The 14,816-nt window shown below is 32.8% G+C and carries 17 protein-coding genes; 9 read left to right on the top strand and 8 right to left on the bottom strand.

Annotation, left to right across the window (positions count from 1 at the left end):
* Nucleotides 1–68: 68 nt before the first annotated feature.
* The 3 genes from T513_RS0110055 (at nt 69) to T513_RS0110045 (ending at nt 1,870) form a co-directional block, all read left to right on the top strand.
* Nucleotides 69–488 carry a DMT family transporter gene (locus tag T513_RS0110055; protein WP_029071464.1) on the top strand — a complete coding sequence of 140 codons (420 nt, stop codon included), beginning with the start codon at nt 69–71 and terminating at the stop codon, nt 486–488.
* Nucleotides 485–955, top strand: a complete 471-nt coding sequence (locus tag T513_RS0110050; protein ID WP_051551209.1) for a DMT family transporter — start codon at nt 485–487, stop codon at nt 953–955. The genes T513_RS0110055 and T513_RS0110050 overlap by 4 nt, the downstream gene beginning before the upstream one ends.
* A gap of 156 nt (nt 956–1,111) precedes the next feature.
* Nucleotides 1,112–1,870 (top strand): MBL fold metallo-hydrolase, encoded by a 759-nt coding sequence (locus tag T513_RS0110045; RefSeq protein ID WP_031589989.1) that lies wholly within the window; start codon nt 1,112–1,114, stop codon nt 1,868–1,870.
* Here the strand turns inward: T513_RS0110045 and T513_RS0110040 are convergent.
* Nucleotides 1,860–2,435 (bottom strand): nitroreductase family protein, encoded by a 576-nt coding sequence (locus tag T513_RS0110040; RefSeq protein ID WP_029071462.1) that lies wholly within the window; start codon nt 2,433–2,435, stop codon nt 1,860–1,862. The two genes, T513_RS0110045 and T513_RS0110040, sit on opposite strands and share 11 nt — an antisense overlap.
* Nucleotides 2,436–2,643: 208 nt before the next feature.
* Between T513_RS0110040 and T513_RS0110035 the strand changes: the two genes are divergently transcribed.
* A complete protein-coding gene (locus T513_RS0110035) occupies nt 2,644–3,330 on the top strand; it encodes a deoxynucleoside kinase (protein WP_031589988.1) in 687 nt (228 codons plus the stop codon).
* A gap of 11 nt (nt 3,331–3,341) precedes the next feature.
* Here T513_RS0110035 and T513_RS0110030 read toward each other — a convergent pair whose 3' ends face one another.
* Together T513_RS0110030 and T513_RS0110025 are read right to left on the bottom strand one after the other, a co-directional pair.
* Nucleotides 3,342–3,722, bottom strand: coding sequence for a DUF4186 domain-containing protein (locus tag T513_RS0110030; protein WP_029072685.1), 381 nt, complete (start codon nt 3,720–3,722; stop codon nt 3,342–3,344).
* A gap of 143 nt (nt 3,723–3,865) precedes the next feature.
* Nucleotides 3,866–4,882, bottom strand: a complete 1,017-nt coding sequence (locus T513_RS0110025; RefSeq protein ID WP_031589987.1) for a YeiH family protein — start codon at nt 4,880–4,882, stop codon at nt 3,866–3,868.
* A gap of 107 nt (nt 4,883–4,989) precedes the next feature.
* On the opposite strand from T513_RS0110025, the gene T513_RS0110020 reads away from it, so the two are divergent.
* The 4 genes from T513_RS0110020 (at nt 4,990) to T513_RS0110005 (ending at nt 8,009) form a co-directional block, all read left to right on the top strand.
* Nucleotides 4,990–5,853, top strand: a complete 864-nt coding sequence (locus tag T513_RS0110020) for a LysR family transcriptional regulator (protein ID WP_031589986.1) — start codon at nt 4,990–4,992, stop codon at nt 5,851–5,853.
* 23 nt (nt 5,854–5,876) lie between these two features.
* On the top strand, nt 5,877–6,251 hold the full coding sequence (locus T513_RS0110015; protein ID WP_031589985.1) for a NifB/NifX family molybdenum-iron cluster-binding protein: 375 nt from the start codon (nt 5,877–5,879) through the stop codon (nt 6,249–6,251).
* 112 nt (nt 6,252–6,363) lie between these two features.
* The gene (locus tag T513_RS12275; RefSeq protein WP_155266092.1) at nt 6,364–6,531 is read left to right on the top strand and encodes a hypothetical protein; all 168 of its coding nucleotides are present in this window, start codon (nt 6,364–6,366) and stop codon (nt 6,529–6,531) included.
* 77 nt (nt 6,532–6,608) lie between these two features.
* On the top strand, nt 6,609–8,009 hold the full coding sequence (locus tag T513_RS0110005; RefSeq protein WP_031589983.1) for an ROK family protein: 1,401 nt from the start codon (nt 6,609–6,611) through the stop codon (nt 8,007–8,009).
* Nucleotides 8,010–8,063: 54 nt separating this feature from the next.
* On the opposite strand, the gene T513_RS0110000 is transcribed toward T513_RS0110005, so the two are convergent.
* The 3 genes from T513_RS0110000 to T513_RS0109990 are packed head-to-tail and all read right to left on the bottom strand — an operon-like array spanning nt 8,064 to nt 12,265.
* On the bottom strand, nt 8,064–9,650 hold the full coding sequence (locus tag T513_RS0110000) for an alpha-L-rhamnosidase-related protein (protein ID WP_031589980.1): 1,587 nt from the start codon (nt 9,648–9,650) through the stop codon (nt 8,064–8,066).
* Nucleotides 9,651–9,663: 13 nt separating this feature from the next.
* Nucleotides 9,664–10,920: an MFS transporter gene (locus T513_RS0109995; protein ID WP_031589979.1), complete on the bottom strand. Its 1,257-nt coding sequence runs from the start codon at nt 10,918–10,920 to the stop codon at nt 9,664–9,666.
* Nucleotides 10,913–12,265: an MFS transporter gene (locus T513_RS0109990; RefSeq protein ID WP_031589978.1), complete on the bottom strand. Its 1,353-nt coding sequence runs from the start codon at nt 12,263–12,265 to the stop codon at nt 10,913–10,915. Before T513_RS0109990 ends, T513_RS0109995 begins: the two co-directional genes overlap by 8 nt.
* A gap of 153 nt (nt 12,266–12,418) precedes the next feature.
* Between T513_RS0109990 and T513_RS0109985 the strand changes: the two genes are divergently transcribed.
* A complete protein-coding gene (locus tag T513_RS0109985) occupies nt 12,419–13,480 on the top strand; it encodes an AraC family transcriptional regulator (protein WP_031589977.1) in 1,062 nt (353 codons plus the stop codon).
* A gap of 45 nt (nt 13,481–13,525) precedes the next feature.
* Here the strand turns inward: T513_RS0109985 and T513_RS0109980 are convergent, their stop codons facing one another.
* The gene (locus T513_RS0109980) at nt 13,526–13,966 is read right to left on the bottom strand and encodes a hypothetical protein (RefSeq protein WP_031589974.1); all 441 of its coding nucleotides are present in this window, start codon (nt 13,964–13,966) and stop codon (nt 13,526–13,528) included.
* Between the two features lie 115 nt (nt 13,967–14,081).
* The gene (locus T513_RS0109975) at nt 14,082–14,399 is read right to left on the bottom strand and encodes a nucleotide pyrophosphohydrolase (RefSeq protein ID WP_031589972.1); all 318 of its coding nucleotides are present in this window, start codon (nt 14,397–14,399) and stop codon (nt 14,082–14,084) included.
* Nucleotides 14,400–14,816 lie beyond the last annotated feature (417 nt).

Here is a 14,816-nt window from a genome sequence, read left to right as displayed (position 1 = left end):
CGAATGTGACATATGTCCTATTTCGTTTTGAAGCAACTCACTATAATACAACAACGTGAGGTGAACAAATGAATTATTTATATGCGATCCTTTGTGGAACTATTGTTTCATTGATGAGTATATTCAATGGTCAGCTATCAGCAATCACTGGATCATATCTCTCAACAGTTATTATACATTTATCTGGATTGATGACTGTCATTATGTTTATGTTGGCAACTCGTCAATCAATCAAGTTTAATAAAGAGACTCCCAAATTTGCCTATTTAGGTGGAGTCATCGGTGTCTCAACGACACTGTTCCAGGTCATCGCCGTTGGCAGTATCGGAACTGCGGCCATGACTGCTCTTTCTTTGTTAGGACAGATGTGTACATCTATCTTCCTAGAGCAGTATGGTTTACTTGGCGTAACCAAGCAGGAGTTAACTCTTGCAAAGTTTGTTGGCCTTGTTATTGTTGCAGGCGGAATAGGAGTGATGATGTTATGATAGAAGCAATTTGTGCATTACTTAGTGGATGTTCCATTGTATTAAGCAGACAAGTCAATGGCTACTTAACTAAGTACTCAACCCCAACTTTTAGCACATTTATGAACTATTTAACAGGACTCCTCACAAGTATTCCTTTATTTATAGTTAGCCTTTTTATGTATCAACAAAAAATTACGGTAGCTCCTATTGTGAGCCAGCCTGCAGTTCTCCTTGGAGGAATTCTAAGCGTTGTAAACGTCTTTCTCCTGACGATCTTAGTGAATAGAATTTCTCCCGTTAGGCTCACACTCATTACATTTATTGCACAGATCATTAGTGGTATGATATTTGATGCCCTATTCTTGCACATGTTCTCCATCCGCAAGATTATTGGCTGTGCAATCGTAATCGTTGGTATGTTTATCAACAATTACGGTGACCATTTACATATTCGTTTAGTAAAGAAAAATCTTACAGTTGAATAATTGTAAAATTTTAGACCAGAGACAACGTCTTTGGTCTTTTTTTGTCCACTAACAAACTGTTTCATCTTTTTTATCATATTGTCACTCTATTGTCAAACAAAAATGAAGTTGTCCTATCATTTTTTTCATGATATTCTTTCAAAAAGGAGTTTTTTTATGAAAATCACAACATTGATGGATGACCAGCCTTCTTCTTCATTCAAGAATGAACACGGTCTATCCTTTTATATTCAAGCTCATAACACCAACATTCTCTTTGATACCGGTGCCTCTTTCCTATATCTAGAAAATGCCAGAAAGCTATCTCTTCCTATTGAAGAAGTAGATACTCTTATTATAAGTCATGGACACTATGATCATACAGGAGGCCTTAGTGACTTTTTAAAAATCAATAAGAACGCAAAAATCTATATGCAAAAGGATGCTCTATTGCCACATTATCATGATAAAAAATATATTGGCATCGATCCTACTTTAGATCTTTCTTCACGTGTGACTTTTTTATCTTCTAGCAAGAAGATCAATGATCATTTATATCTTCTTTCAGAGTTATCCTATCCACAGGATGGAATGTATGAAGGAGAAGATCATCATCTTGATCCTTTTCTTCATGAACAATCATTAATTATCGATGAAGAAATCCTTATTGCCGGATGTGCTCATAATGGCATCATGCATATCATTAATGCATTTCATGATCACTTCCACCATTATCCACGTCTAGTAATTGGTGGTTTTCATCTAAGAAGTAAAAAAGATCTTGAAGGATGTGAAGAGCTTGCTTATGCATTAAAGAAGACTAAAGCGACTTTTTATACAGGACATTGTACAAGTGATGAAGCGTATAAAAAAATGAAGCCGATCATGAATGATCAGCTTCATCGTTTCCATATAGGTGAGAGTATTAACCATTGAAGACTTTTACACGCTGTGTAATGTCTTCTTTTTCTTTAGGTTCTGCTTCCTGAACAATACCACCAAATGGCATCTGAGCAATTAAGCGATAATGTTCTGGGACATTGAACATTTCTTTTACTGCCTTATCAATAACTGGGTTGTAATGTTGCAATGAGGCACCAACATTAAGATCAGCAAGGGCATTCCAGATTCCATACTGTAACATACCGTTGGCTTGCTGAGCCCAAACTGGGAAGTTATCAGCGTAAAGGGCAAACTGTTCCTGTAGGTTTTCTACAACCTGATCATCAATGAAGTAAAGTACTGTTCCATATCCATCCTTGAATGTCTGGATCTTTTCTTTGCTAACTTTTCCTTCAAATGCATCATAGATGACATCCCATAATGCATCATGGTTATCATTCATTGCGACAATGACCCTTGCGCTTTTCATATTAAATGCATCAGGTGTTAACTCCGTTACATCATTGATAACCTGAATCACTTCTTCATCGGATACAGGCATATTTTTATTTAATTGGTAGATTGTACGTCTCTTTTTTAATGTGTCTAATATTGTCATATAAACACTCCTTTCATAACTCTACAATACTAAAAAGCATTGATGATATCAAACAATATGCTTTCTAATGAAAAATTATAAATAGCTTTAAATTAAAGCTTTTTTCTAATCATAAAAAAATAGTTGGCAAGCCAACAAATTTTATCTTTTTACTGGATTTTTTTTTAATAATAATGTATTGTAATCAAGCACGGGAGTTGATTATGTGATGATTATTATGTCCGGTATGATTGGAGCTGGAAAATCCCAACTCACAAAGATCTTATCAGAACACTTAGGGACTGAACCTTTTTATGAACCTGTAGAAGATAATCCTATTCTTCCACTGTTCTATGCAGATCCTGATCGTTATGCATTCTTATTGCAGATTTATTTCTTAAATAAGAGATTTGCATCTATTAAAAAAGCTATGGCTCATGACAACAATGTACTTGATCGTTCTATTTATGAAGATTCTCTTTTCTTCCATATGAATGCAGAAATGGGAAGAGCGACAAGTCAGGAAGTTGATGTCTATGATTCTCTTCTTGATAATATGATGGAAGAACTTCCTTATGCGGCGCATAAGAAAGCACCTGATCTTCTTATTCATATTGATGTAGATTATGATACTGTCATCAAGCATATCAAGATGAGAGGCAGAGATTATGAACAAGTAGATCATGATCCTAAACTTAAAGAATATTATGAAAACCTAATTGCTCATTATGAACCTTGGTTCAAGGACTATGATGCATCAGAAAAGATGGTCATCAATGGCAATCGCTATGATTTCGTCAATAACATGGATGATCGTCGTTGTGTACTTAATGCCATCGATGATAAGCTATTGGAATTAGGAAAGATTTCAAAGGAAGAATATACTTCTTTACAGGAAAAAATCAGTCAGTTATAAAAAGACAAGATTCACTTAGAATCTTGTCTTTTTAATTCTGCATTGATCCACATCATCAAGAGTTTTACTATTTCATCTACTTCTTCATCAGTAAGTTCTCTTCCTTTTGGAATATGGTGCCATTTTTCAAGACACCCTCTACAGCAACAAGCACAAGCATGCTGAGCGAGAAAGACAGGATGAGAGTTCCTTCTTGTAGGTGTCTGTTTTCCATCATTTTCTATATGTGCTGGTCTTAATCTTTTATTAATAAAATCATAGGCATGTTGCTGGATGAGTTCACTTCCCTTTTCTTTTGCATAGTTTTTCATATTGCGATTAAGATGGAACTGACTTCTGAATTTTGAATGCGATAATGCCTCAAGTTTTTCTTTGGTTATTAGTTTTTCCATAATCACATTATATCACATAATTGATATGGAATATTCCCACATTTATTTACTACACTATCCTTGTAGCAAGTAAAGAGCTACAATCCCTTCATAAAAATTTTCCTAAAAAAGAAACGAGCAGTTGATCTGCTCGTTTCTTTTTTTTACCAGATATGTGTTATATATTGAAGTAGAAGACTTACAATCGTAATGGCCATCCAACATATACCGCCAAGTACAATGGGTTTTCCTCCTGTTTTTATAAGCTTGATCACATTGCTATTAAGGCCGATGGCCGCCATCGCCATAATAATAAAGAATTTACTTAATTCTTTAAAAGGTGCAAAGATATTTGAAGAGATACCAAAATGTAATGCGATGGTTGTTATAAGTGAAGCAATAATAAAATAAATAATAAAGACAGGTAACGCTTTTTTTAATGTAAAGTTTTTCTTATCATGTGATCTGATTGCGGATAATCCTAGCACAATTGGAATAATGGCTAATGTTCTTGTTAATTTCACTGTTACCGCCTGATCCAATGTCTGACTTCCTAGTTTCCACATACTATCCCAAGTAGAAGCTGCAGCTGTCACTGATGATGTATCATTAATAGCTGTTCCTGCAAAGATTCCAAACGCATGTCCGCTAATATGGCTAAAGCCAATGATTTTCCCAAAGATTGGGAAGAATAAAGCAGCGAGCGCATTAAATAAAAAGATAACAGAAATAGCTTGTGCAACTTCATGATCATCCGCATCAATAATAGGGGCTGTTGCCGCAATGGCAGAACCACCACAAATAGAAGAACCCACCCCAATTAAAGTTGAGATATTTCCAGGAATATGCATGATCTTATGAAGAATCCACGCAACGATAAGGGACGTAGAAATTGTCCCAATAATAATGGGTAATGACTCTTTTCCCGTTTGTAAAATAACACTTAAATTCATTCCAAATCCTAATAGCACAACCGCAGACTGTAAAATAAATTTAGATGTAAACTGAATACCTGATTGGGCTTTTCCTTTATTGTTCCAGAACAATGAAATGATCATTCCTAAAAGAATCGCAATGACTGCCCCTCCTACAATGGGAAATTGTTTTCCTAATAACCAAGATGGTAATGCGATAAGAAAACATAATAGGATCCCTAATCCTTTATCTTTAATAAAACTCATATTTTCCCTCTTTTCTTTCATACCGCTTGATTATAGCAACCCATTCTCATAAAATCTAATTATTACTTTTTATCAATTAATAAAATCTATTTATCAAGGAGAACAGTATGATCGATCAAAAACTTATTACCTTTCTAAAACTCTGTGAGCTTATGAACTATCGCAAAACGGCGGAAGCATTACATTTGACACAGCCTGCTGTGTCAAATCAAATCAAACAATTGGAACAGGTCTATCAATGCAAACTCTTCTTATATGATAAGAAGAGGCTACATAAGACTACAGAGGCTGCTATGCTTGAACATTATGTAGAAAACCTTATTTATCAGGAATCTCAATTTATTCAAGCTTTATCTTCACATAACAATAAAAGGTTTCTTCATATTGGGGCAACGAAAACAATTGGGGAATATGTGATTAAGAATCAAGTGTCGCAGTGTGCTTTAGATAACGATAATCAGATCTCTGTCACTATTGATAATACCAAGAAACTTCTTAGCTATATTGATAAAGGTTTACTTGATTTTGCCTTAGTAGAAGGTTTCTTTGATCAAAGCAAATATCAACATATAGAATATGCAAATGTACCTTTTATTGGGGTATGTCATAAGGATCATCCTTTTGCCAATAAAGTTATCTCCTTAAATGATATCTTCTATCAGCATCTTCTTATTAGAGAAGAAGGATCAGGGACAAGAGATATTCTTGAAAGAATGTTAATTGAACATAATCATACTATTAATGAATTTGAGAGAATAACATCCATCAATCATTTTTCATTACTTATTGATGTATTAAAGCGTATTAATGGGATCACGTTTGCTTATGAACCATTAATAAGAAATGATGATGAACTTGCATGTTTTACTATTAAGGGATTGAATATTTCTCATTCTTTCAACTATGTATTTTTAGATAATGATTATTCACGTGATTATGTGTTATACTTTAACTCATTAAGAAAACAATAATAAATTTTTTAGGAGGATATTTTATGAGAATTGCAGTGTCTTATATTAACGGGATGATTTTCCCTCATTTTGGTCATACAGAACAATTTAAAGTGTATGATGTAGAAGATGGGCAAATCATTAAGGAAACAATTGTTAATACAAATGGACAAGGTCATGGAGCCTTAGCGACTTTCTTACAAGATGTTAAAGCAGATACTCTTGTTTGTGGTGGTATTGGCGGATGTGCCATTCAGGCTCTTCATGAAATGGGTATTGAATTATATGCGGGAGTAAGTGGTGATGCTGACGAAGCAGTTGCGATGCTTATAGAAGGTACTCTTCCACAAATTAATGGACAAACTTGTCATTCTCACAATGATGAGCATCATTGTGGTGGACATCATTGTTGTCACTAAAAGCAGGCTTCCTGCTTTTTTTATTTACATAAACATGGAATAAATACCATGAAAAATACCATTTTACACTGTATAATATATATAAGAGGAAAATAAGACTGGAGGAATAATAGTGGATAGAGAAGAGAGATATGAAGAAGCCTTGCAGAAATTATCTTCTGTATCTTTTTTACTAGATAAACTGTTAGAATTAGATCAGACATGTGAATATGAATATTTACGTGTTATTTCTAATGAAGTTAAAGAGGCATTAGATACATTTAGTGACTTACAAGAATAAATAAAAAAGCTGAATAGAGCTTTTTTATTTATTCAGTTTTACGGTATACCGCAACATCAATATAAAGGAGAAAAACTATGAATGAGTTTTTAAGAACAATTCATTGTAGTATTTTTAAGAAGTGGGTTACTTATCAGTTAGAGAATTATCATCTTGAAGAAAATGATGATGTCATTTCTTTTCACAGCAAGAATGCCAATGGCCATATTGGTTTTTATGATAATGATATTATTGAAATGCAGATTGTTTCTACTAAGAGTGAAGAAGTAGAATTCTATCTTCATTTTCAGTTTCAGAACTTTCTCCACACGAAAGATCTGTTTTCTCAGATGAACACTACCCTTCAACAAATAGAGGAAAGCAAAACTATTAAAGTGCTGTTAAGCTGTTCTAGTGCTTTAACCACAAGTATGTTTGCCTCTATGTTAGAAGAGAGTGCTAAAGAGAATCATTTAGATATGCACTTTGAAGCATTGCCTGTAACTGATTTATTATACCAAGGAGATAACTACGATCTCATCATGTTAGCTCCGCAAGTATCCTACCAGCTGCCTAAGCTAAAAAATACGTTAAAAGCAAAAATCATTGCGCTGCCAGCGCAGATCTTTGCAAGGTATGATACGATTGGAGCTTTAGCTCTTATCAATGAGACTTTGTCTCATAAGGAAGAGAAAGAAGAGAAAAAATTATTTACTATTCAAAGACATATATCTGATTTGAACAAGGTACTTACAATATGTTTTATTAGACATTTAAAGAATACGAAGATCAGTTATCGTATTTATGATCATAATAAAGAGATACATGAAGAAAATATGATCTTATGTCATGTGGGTCTTTCTGATTTGAATGGGATATTAGATCAGGTTTTTGATATGCATCCTGATATAGAGAGAATATGCATCAGTCTACCTGGTACGACTGATGGTGATTATATTATAAATACGTATGATGATTTTAAGATGAAAGGTTTTAAGTCTTATCTTGAAAACAAGTATAAGAAGACTTTCTATCTTCTTAACGATACGAATGCATGTCTTATTGGAATTCATGCGACATTAAAGGATTATAAAGATATTGGTCTTTATTATGTAGGAAAAGGCAATAATGTTGGTGGTAGTGCATTTATTTTAAATGATCACCTTATCTACGGGAAGAATGGTTTTGCAGGTGAAATCAGGTATATGCATAAACAATATGAAAATGGATTAGAGATGGTGAAGACTGAAGAAGGGGCTATGCTTGTAGCTAAGAGCTATATCGTTCCTATGATCGCATTTATTGCACCTGCGGTGATTGCGGTTTATTCAGATATGATTCCTAACATCAATGAGTTAAAGTCTCTTATCAGTGAAGATATTCCAGAAGAATATCTTCCAAAATTTATTAAAATTGATCGTCCATTGGATTATATGCATCTTGGTTCATTAATGCATATTTCTTTCTTGGATATGAAGAATAGGAATCTATTAGAATAAGAAAAAGGATATTCACTCTTTTGGTGAATATCCTTTTTTGTTTCACAGTAATTGTTACTTACTGTTTAAAATATATTTTTTAATTAGATAAACAGGTGTACAGCTCCATGCATGACAATAACTATTAACTATTGGTGATCCGTAAGGGGAATAACTTACACGATCTGGATCAAAAGCTTCCCAGAATGTATCTGCACCTAGTTCAATCATTTTTCCCCAATATTTTTTCATTAATGCGATTGCTTCTTTATCTAAATGAGCTTCGAATAATGCTTCTACAATATGATGATACATATATGGAGTGGCAATATTCTTGATTGGGAAAAGCTGTTCAATTGTGTTATTCATTATTTTTTTGTTTGTTTCATCATCCATGACATGTGCGAGTACCATCCATACTTGTGATGCAATATTATATTCATTTTCACCTGTTACAAAGAGGTGTTTTTCTTTATTAAATAGGTGTTCTTTAGCATAATTTGATAATTGATTTAATGCTTTTGTGTAAATATGTTCATCTTCATCTTCTACAAGATGACTTAAAGAGATAAATTGTTTTAGCACGTAGATTGTTTCAGCATGTCCTGCGGTATCTTTATTAAAGGCATTTGACCAATCTACAAAGACAGGATAGTCTTCATCAGGAATAAATTTTCCTTCTTCTGTAAACATTTTTAAAGTAACATCCATTTGTTTCTTGGCAATAGGGTATAGTTCTTTCACAAATGCAAGATCAGGATGTGCCTTATTGTAATCATATAATGTTGAGATGAAGAAGAGGCTATATTCATATAGGAAAGTGTCATCTGGTAACGGTTTAGGTTTTACAAAAACATTTGCGGATATTTTATTGTTTTCTGCAGTCATTCCGGCAAATAGATAAAGACAGCGTTTTACTAGTTCACATTGATCAAATGTTGAATAATTGGCTAATGCCTGTAAACGCAGGTCACCTAACCAAAGGCGTCGATCTCTCTTTGGTCCATCTTCAAAAACATCCTGCATGCAATCTGCTAATGTTTTTAATCCAACGTCATATATTTTTTGTAATGTTTTATCTTCCAATGAAAGTGGTTCTAATCTACTATAATCTGCTGATGTTTCAGTGATGAGTGTTGGATTCTTGATAACTACTTGCCATTTTGGAGATGTATCAATGACTTTTATTTCTACATATCTGAAACTGTATCTTCTTGGTAATTTTAGTGTATATGGTAATTCGTCAATATGTATAAATTCTTCCTGTATCCATGAACGACTTAACCAGCCATCATAGTCTTGTGATTCTGCATTAAGTTCACATGGCATTTCAGCAAATTTTAGGCGTATATATAATGGTGCATCCATAGGAGATCCAACTTGATCTAAGTCTACTGAAAATGATCCTACATAATGATTACCAAAATCTAGGATTAGACTATCATCTCTTTTGAGATGATAGTCTGATAGTTGATCAATATCTTTTTCTAGAATGGAAGTACCAATACCATCTAGTTGTGTCTGATCTTGTATTAGTTTAACAAGATGAAGAGCTTTTTTTGTTTCTTTCTTTATTTCAGGACAACACTCTTCTGCTTTTTTTAATAGTTCTTCATCATGATTGAATTGAAGTTCATTATTTATTTGAAATGTAAATGCCATAATCTCTCTCCTTTTATTTCATTTGAGCTACGCCGTATTTCTTTTGAAGAGCAATCATAACAGTACCAGCGACAGCACTAATTAATACAATTCCAGCAAAGCCATACATTGTTCCTTGAATGCGTGAAGGTGCGACTAAGAAAGGTGTAACCAATGCAAATAGTCCACAGCAGAATCTTGAAAAACCATTTATGAAACCTTGCATAGAAGCTCTTGCGGATGCTGGGAATGATTCCTGTGTCCAAACTTTATAGATTGATTCTCCGGCAAACTGATTACCAATATTATAACAAGCAATCATTGCGACAATTGTAAAGATTGAACCACCACCAAGAGCAATTCCAATCATTGCTAAGGCCTGAATAAAGATTCCAACATAGAAGAATTTATTACGATGTTTACTGCCCGCTGCACTAGCAAACATAATTCCGCAAATAAGTCCTACGATATTAAGAATAATTCCACTTCCTGTTGCTAATGACTGAGAAGCATTTGCCTTAACGAGAATATATGTCTGGAATTGTCCGAATGTGTTAGCTAATAAATTCCAACAAACGTAGAAAATCATAATGCAGGCAAAGAATTTAATAAAACGTGATGAATTTTCTCCTTTAAATAAAGTAGTAAAAGATACTTCATTTGCTTTTTCTCCCTCAGCAGCTCGGTAAGCATTCCCTGCTTCATGGAAAGTTCTAAATGTAGGAGAGAGTGTTCTCCATAAGAATGCGATTGCAGCGAAAGCTGCCAATAATGCAAAGACGATACGTGCACCTGTTGCACCAGATACTGTTGAAACAATAAATGCCATTGCATATGATCCTAATACCCCAATCTGCCAGAATACTTGTGTTGAGGCAACTAATTCAGCTGATGTTTTTTCATCAGGAGCATCATGAGATATTACTGTTAAACTAATAGGAAGATCGGCACCTGACGCAAAGCCTGCAATAATAAGACCGCCTAGAAGTACCATAAATTGATTTGACATAACACAGGTTAATGTTCCAATTAAATAAAAGAGATTCATTGTATTAAATGATTTAATTAATCCAAATTTTTTGGTGATTGTTCCTGCCAATAATGATCCTGCTGCAATAGCAAATGTAAGAGCACCTGAAAGGATACCTACCTGTCCATCAGTTAATCCTAATCCATTTTGCCATACCGCAATTGTTGCTGAAAGTCCAATAATTATACCAGAGCCTAACATTGAACCTATTCCTGCCGCTACAACGAGTGGCATATATTTTTTTGTACTATTTTTACTCATATGTTTTCACCTTTCTTCTTTGAGCGAGTTCTTTTTGAATTTGTGGGAACTGCTTGTCTAATCTATAAAAATACATTGTGATAATTGATAACACTAACAATATAGCTGGAATGTAGATATACATGCTCTTAATAGCGATAAGCGCTTTAGCATTTTGTACTAATGCTTCATTATTGTAAGCACCCCAAGATAGTAATAACCCTGAAATACCTCCTGCTAATGCCTGTGCTACTTTTCCTAAGAAGCCATTTAAAGATGACAATGTTCCTGCAGCTTGTACTCCTGTTTTCCATTCTCCATAATCAACTGGGTCTGCTTGCATTGAGAAATAAATACTTTCTTTAATCCCATATCCTAATGCTGAAATAAAAGCACCAGTAATGATAATAGATGTTTGCAGCTGTCCAATAAAGATAATCAATAGACCAATCAACTGTACAAAAGCAGATAGTTCGTACAAGTTTCTTTTTCCTAATTTTTTTGCTAAAAATGGAACTGTAAAGTTTGCAACCATTGGTACGATTGTCATAATTGTTGCAACAAGAGAGGCCATTGATGTAGATCTAACATAGTACTTATAGTAATAAACCAATGCTGCTGACTGTAAAAAGTATCCCGTCCATTGAAATAAAATATTCAATGCAAATATTTTCCATGGTTTATTTTGTGCTAAAGAAGAAACAGTCTTTTTAAGAGACACACTCTTTGTCTGCTCTTGTAGATTGGTTTCTCTTACTAATGCAAATGTTAAGAAGAAACATATTGATCCTATAATTCCAAACATTCCCATTACAAATCGAAAACCTAAAGCTTCATTTCCTTTACCTACTAAATGAACAAGTGAAAGTGCTGTAGCTGAGACAATAGTTGAGCCTAAAAATGCGAAGAATTTTCTCCATGTAGCCAATACAGTTCTTTCATTCATGTCATCTGTAAGTGCTGGTAATATTGAAGCAAGAGGAATATTTACAACGGTATACATAAATGACAAGAAAATATAAGTTGCATATGCATATACTAATTTTCCAGATGGAGCAATCTGTGGAACATTAAATGCCAAGAATGCTGATAAAGCAAAAGGAACTGCTCCAAATAGGAACCAAGGTCTGCTTTTACCCCATCGCGTTCTTGTCTTATCAATTGCATAACCAACAAGTACGTCTGTAATAGCATCAATAATACGACAAACAATAAACATAACACCGATTGCTTTGGCATCAAGTTTCATTATATCTGTATAAAAATAAAGTAGATATAATGAGATAACTTGCCAAATTAAGTTACAAGCAAAATCACCTAGACCATATCCAAGTCTTTGCTTATACAAATTAAATACTGATTTCATCTATTCATCCTTCCTTTCACTATCATTATAGATTTATCTTTTATTTCTTCATATTGGGAGAATTGACTAATAAATTGACTTTTTTTGATATTTTGTTTTATAATCAGTTTAATAAATGATTATATTTGATATATTTTTTTACAGGAGGTCTATATGAAAAAACATCAATCAATGAATCCTATGATTATCCTTAATAAAGATGAACAATTCTACAAAGAGCTCTATAATGCAAAAAAATCTTCTTCATCACTCAAGACGTTTCTAGCCTCAATTGATAAAGAAGATGTATTAAAAAGACATCTTATTATTCCTGATCTTTTTCCTGAATTCATTCCTTATGAAATGACTGATAGTGATTATTTTCAAGATAAAAGCAGAAATGTCTTCATTACCAAACATAATCGATATACTCCTGCATTTATACATAAACATGATTTTTTTGAAATCATTGCAGTATTCTCAGGATCTTGTGTTCAAAATATCGGTTTAGAGAGAAAACAATTTAAAGAAGGAGATATCATTTTCATTGCTCCTGGCATATTCCATACGATGGAAGTTTTTGATGATTCTTCTATTATCTTTAATATTCTTTTAAAAAAAGAAACATTCTACTTCATGTTTGCCCCTATGATGAAGGGACATGATTTATTAAGTGAGTTCTTTAGTGAAGGAATGTATAAATCTCAACAAATTAAATATGTTATTTTTCATACTAAACAGGAAGATTTTATCGCCTACCAACAAAGAATGATGAATCTTTATAAGGAACAACTTTATCATGATGACTACTCTGATCAAATTTTAATTGGTTTATTGACTTCACAATTTGCCTATATTATGAGAGAAGGTGCTGAAACTATGGAATCTTCTTATTCTTCCCATAACGAAAAAAAACATGATGATTTCAAAGTAATGAGCTATATCCAAGAACATGTCGCTGATGTAACCTTAGAAGGTATTGCGGATCATTTTGGGTTCTCCACTGCTTATTGTTCTAGATTAATTAAATCCCATACTGGTCAGGGGTTTTCAGATTGGAAAAGAATCATACGCATTAGAAATGCTCAATACATGCTTGTCAATACACAAATGTCAGTACGTGAAATTGGAAACTCTTTAGGATATGAGAATCCTGAAACTTTTATTCGTGCTTTTAAAAAACAAACTCATACGACACCTGCTAAATACAGAAAAGAAAATATTTCTAATCATTAAATGTGAACTTAAAAAGGATATTCACACTTTTTGTGAATATCCTTTTTATATATTTATTTCAAGTATATATAACTTGTTTTTATCAGTTTGTACATAGATCTTATTTCCATCATTTTCTTTGATCAAATAATAACCCGTTGCCTCTTTTGGTATTTGATTGTTTTTATAACGAGATGAAGTATATTCTTCTAATGCATTACGTATTTCATTCGCTGTAGTTCCCTTTTTAAACTGACTAAAATCAGCTTTATCACTAAGTTCATAAACACTGTATTTTGTATCAATGGCACTCAACGAAAAGATATGATCCTTTACACTAGGTAAATCGATATTCCAAAACTGTTCATAATTTTCAATTCCTATTTCATTGTACTCTATATCCCTACCTTGCGATGGATCTTGAAGTGCCTTGTAGAATACAAAAGCTATTAATACTACTAATCCAATCGAAAATATTACTACAATATGTTTTACTTTCTTATTCATAATCTTTTCCTCTCTTTATTTCAATTATATATATTTTATAGATGTATATAAAGAAAAATAGTGTAATTCACAATAATTGTGAATTACACTATCTATTCACGATAAAAGTGAATAATTATAGTTCATTATACTTGTCACTTTTTCCTTTTGCTTTTTCTACTGGATACTTTTCTTCATTCATCTTCATTTTCATCTTGATAATATCATCAGCTCTTACTCCGATTTTATCACACATCTGTAAACAATAAATCATCACGTCAGCTAATTCTTCTTTTACATGTTGGTGATCAAAGTGATCATTATCCCATTGAAAACATTCTAATAATTCAGCACTTTCAATTACAATACTTTTAGCTAAATGTACTGGTGCATGGAATTGATCCCAGTCTCTATCATTTACAAATTTATTTACTATTTGTTGTAGTTCGTCCATTATAATAACTCCTTAATCACATGATTAGATTTATTATATACCTCATTTTCTTTTCTATTAATAATTTTTAAAATCAATTTCAAGTTCATCAATTATTATTGTGTTAATCATCATTTTTTAATGAAGGGCTACGATAGCCCTTCATTAAATACATCAACAGATTAATATACACCAATACATTCATGATTGCATAATAAGACCATAAACATCAAACTTAAATTTTTAAAATATTAATTTGTATAAATATATATACGTTTATTGTTTAGAATAACACAACTCTAAAACTAGCCGGTGACCGGCTACATACTTAATTGGGTTATGTATCTGTTCAAAATAACACAACTCTAAAACAAGTATATGATTATCCAAATGCACAAATAAGTTTTGTATCTGTTCAAAATAACACAACTCTAAAAC

The sequence above is a fragment of the Kandleria vitulina DSM 20405 genome (assembly GCF_000702065.1).
GTDB classification, from domain to species: domain Bacteria; phylum Bacillota_I; class Bacilli_A; order Erysipelotrichales; family Coprobacillaceae; genus Kandleria; species Kandleria vitulina.
The sequence above is the reverse complement of the archived record's forward strand: the minus strand, read 5'-3'. Positions and strand labels throughout refer to the sequence as shown.

Excerpts from the sequence above, each read along its gene's own strand:
- T513_RS0110000 (WP_031589980.1), bottom strand. The coding sequence starts at position 9,650 with ATGGCATTTACATTTCAAATAAATAATGAACTTCAATTCAATCATGAT.
- T513_RS0109975 (WP_031589972.1), bottom strand. The coding sequence starts at position 14,399 with ATGGACGAACTACAACAAATAGTAAATAAATTTGTAAATGATAGAGAC.
- T513_RS0110050 (WP_051551209.1), top strand. The coding sequence starts at position 485 with ATGATAGAAGCAATTTGTGCATTACTTAGTGGATGTTCCATTGTATTA.
- T513_RS0109985 (WP_031589977.1), top strand. The coding sequence starts at position 12,419 with ATGAAAAAACATCAATCAATGAATCCTATGATTATCCTTAATAAAGAT.
- T513_RS0110055 (WP_029071464.1), top strand. The coding sequence starts at position 69 with ATGAATTATTTATATGCGATCCTTTGTGGAACTATTGTTTCATTGATG.
- T513_RS0110045 (WP_031589989.1), top strand. The coding sequence starts at position 1,112 with ATGAAAATCACAACATTGATGGATGACCAGCCTTCTTCTTCATTCAAG.
- T513_RS0109995 (WP_031589979.1), bottom strand. The coding sequence starts at position 10,920 with ATGAGTAAAAATAGTACAAAAAAATATATGCCACTCGTTGTAGCGGCA.
- T513_RS0110025 (WP_031589987.1), bottom strand. The coding sequence starts at position 4,882 with ATGAGTTTTATTAAAGATAAAGGATTAGGGATCCTATTATGTTTTCTT.
- T513_RS0110015 (WP_031589985.1), top strand. The coding sequence starts at position 5,877 with ATGAGAATTGCAGTGTCTTATATTAACGGGATGATTTTCCCTCATTTT.
- T513_RS0110035 (WP_031589988.1), top strand. The coding sequence starts at position 2,644 with ATGATTATTATGTCCGGTATGATTGGAGCTGGAAAATCCCAACTCACA.
- T513_RS0110030 (WP_029072685.1), bottom strand. The coding sequence starts at position 3,722 with ATGGAAAAACTAATAACCAAAGAAAAACTTGAGGCATTATCGCATTCA.
- T513_RS0110005 (WP_031589983.1), top strand. The coding sequence starts at position 6,609 with ATGAATGAGTTTTTAAGAACAATTCATTGTAGTATTTTTAAGAAGTGG.
- T513_RS0109980 (WP_031589974.1), bottom strand. The coding sequence starts at position 13,966 with ATGAATAAGAAAGTAAAACATATTGTAGTAATATTTTCGATTGGATTA.
- T513_RS0109990 (WP_031589978.1), bottom strand. The coding sequence starts at position 12,265 with ATGAAATCAGTATTTAATTTGTATAAGCAAAGACTTGGATATGGTCTA.
- T513_RS0110040 (WP_029071462.1), bottom strand. The coding sequence starts at position 2,435 with ATGACAATATTAGACACATTAAAAAAGAGACGTACAATCTACCAATTA.
- T513_RS0110020 (WP_031589986.1), top strand. The coding sequence starts at position 4,990 with ATGATCGATCAAAAACTTATTACCTTTCTAAAACTCTGTGAGCTTATG.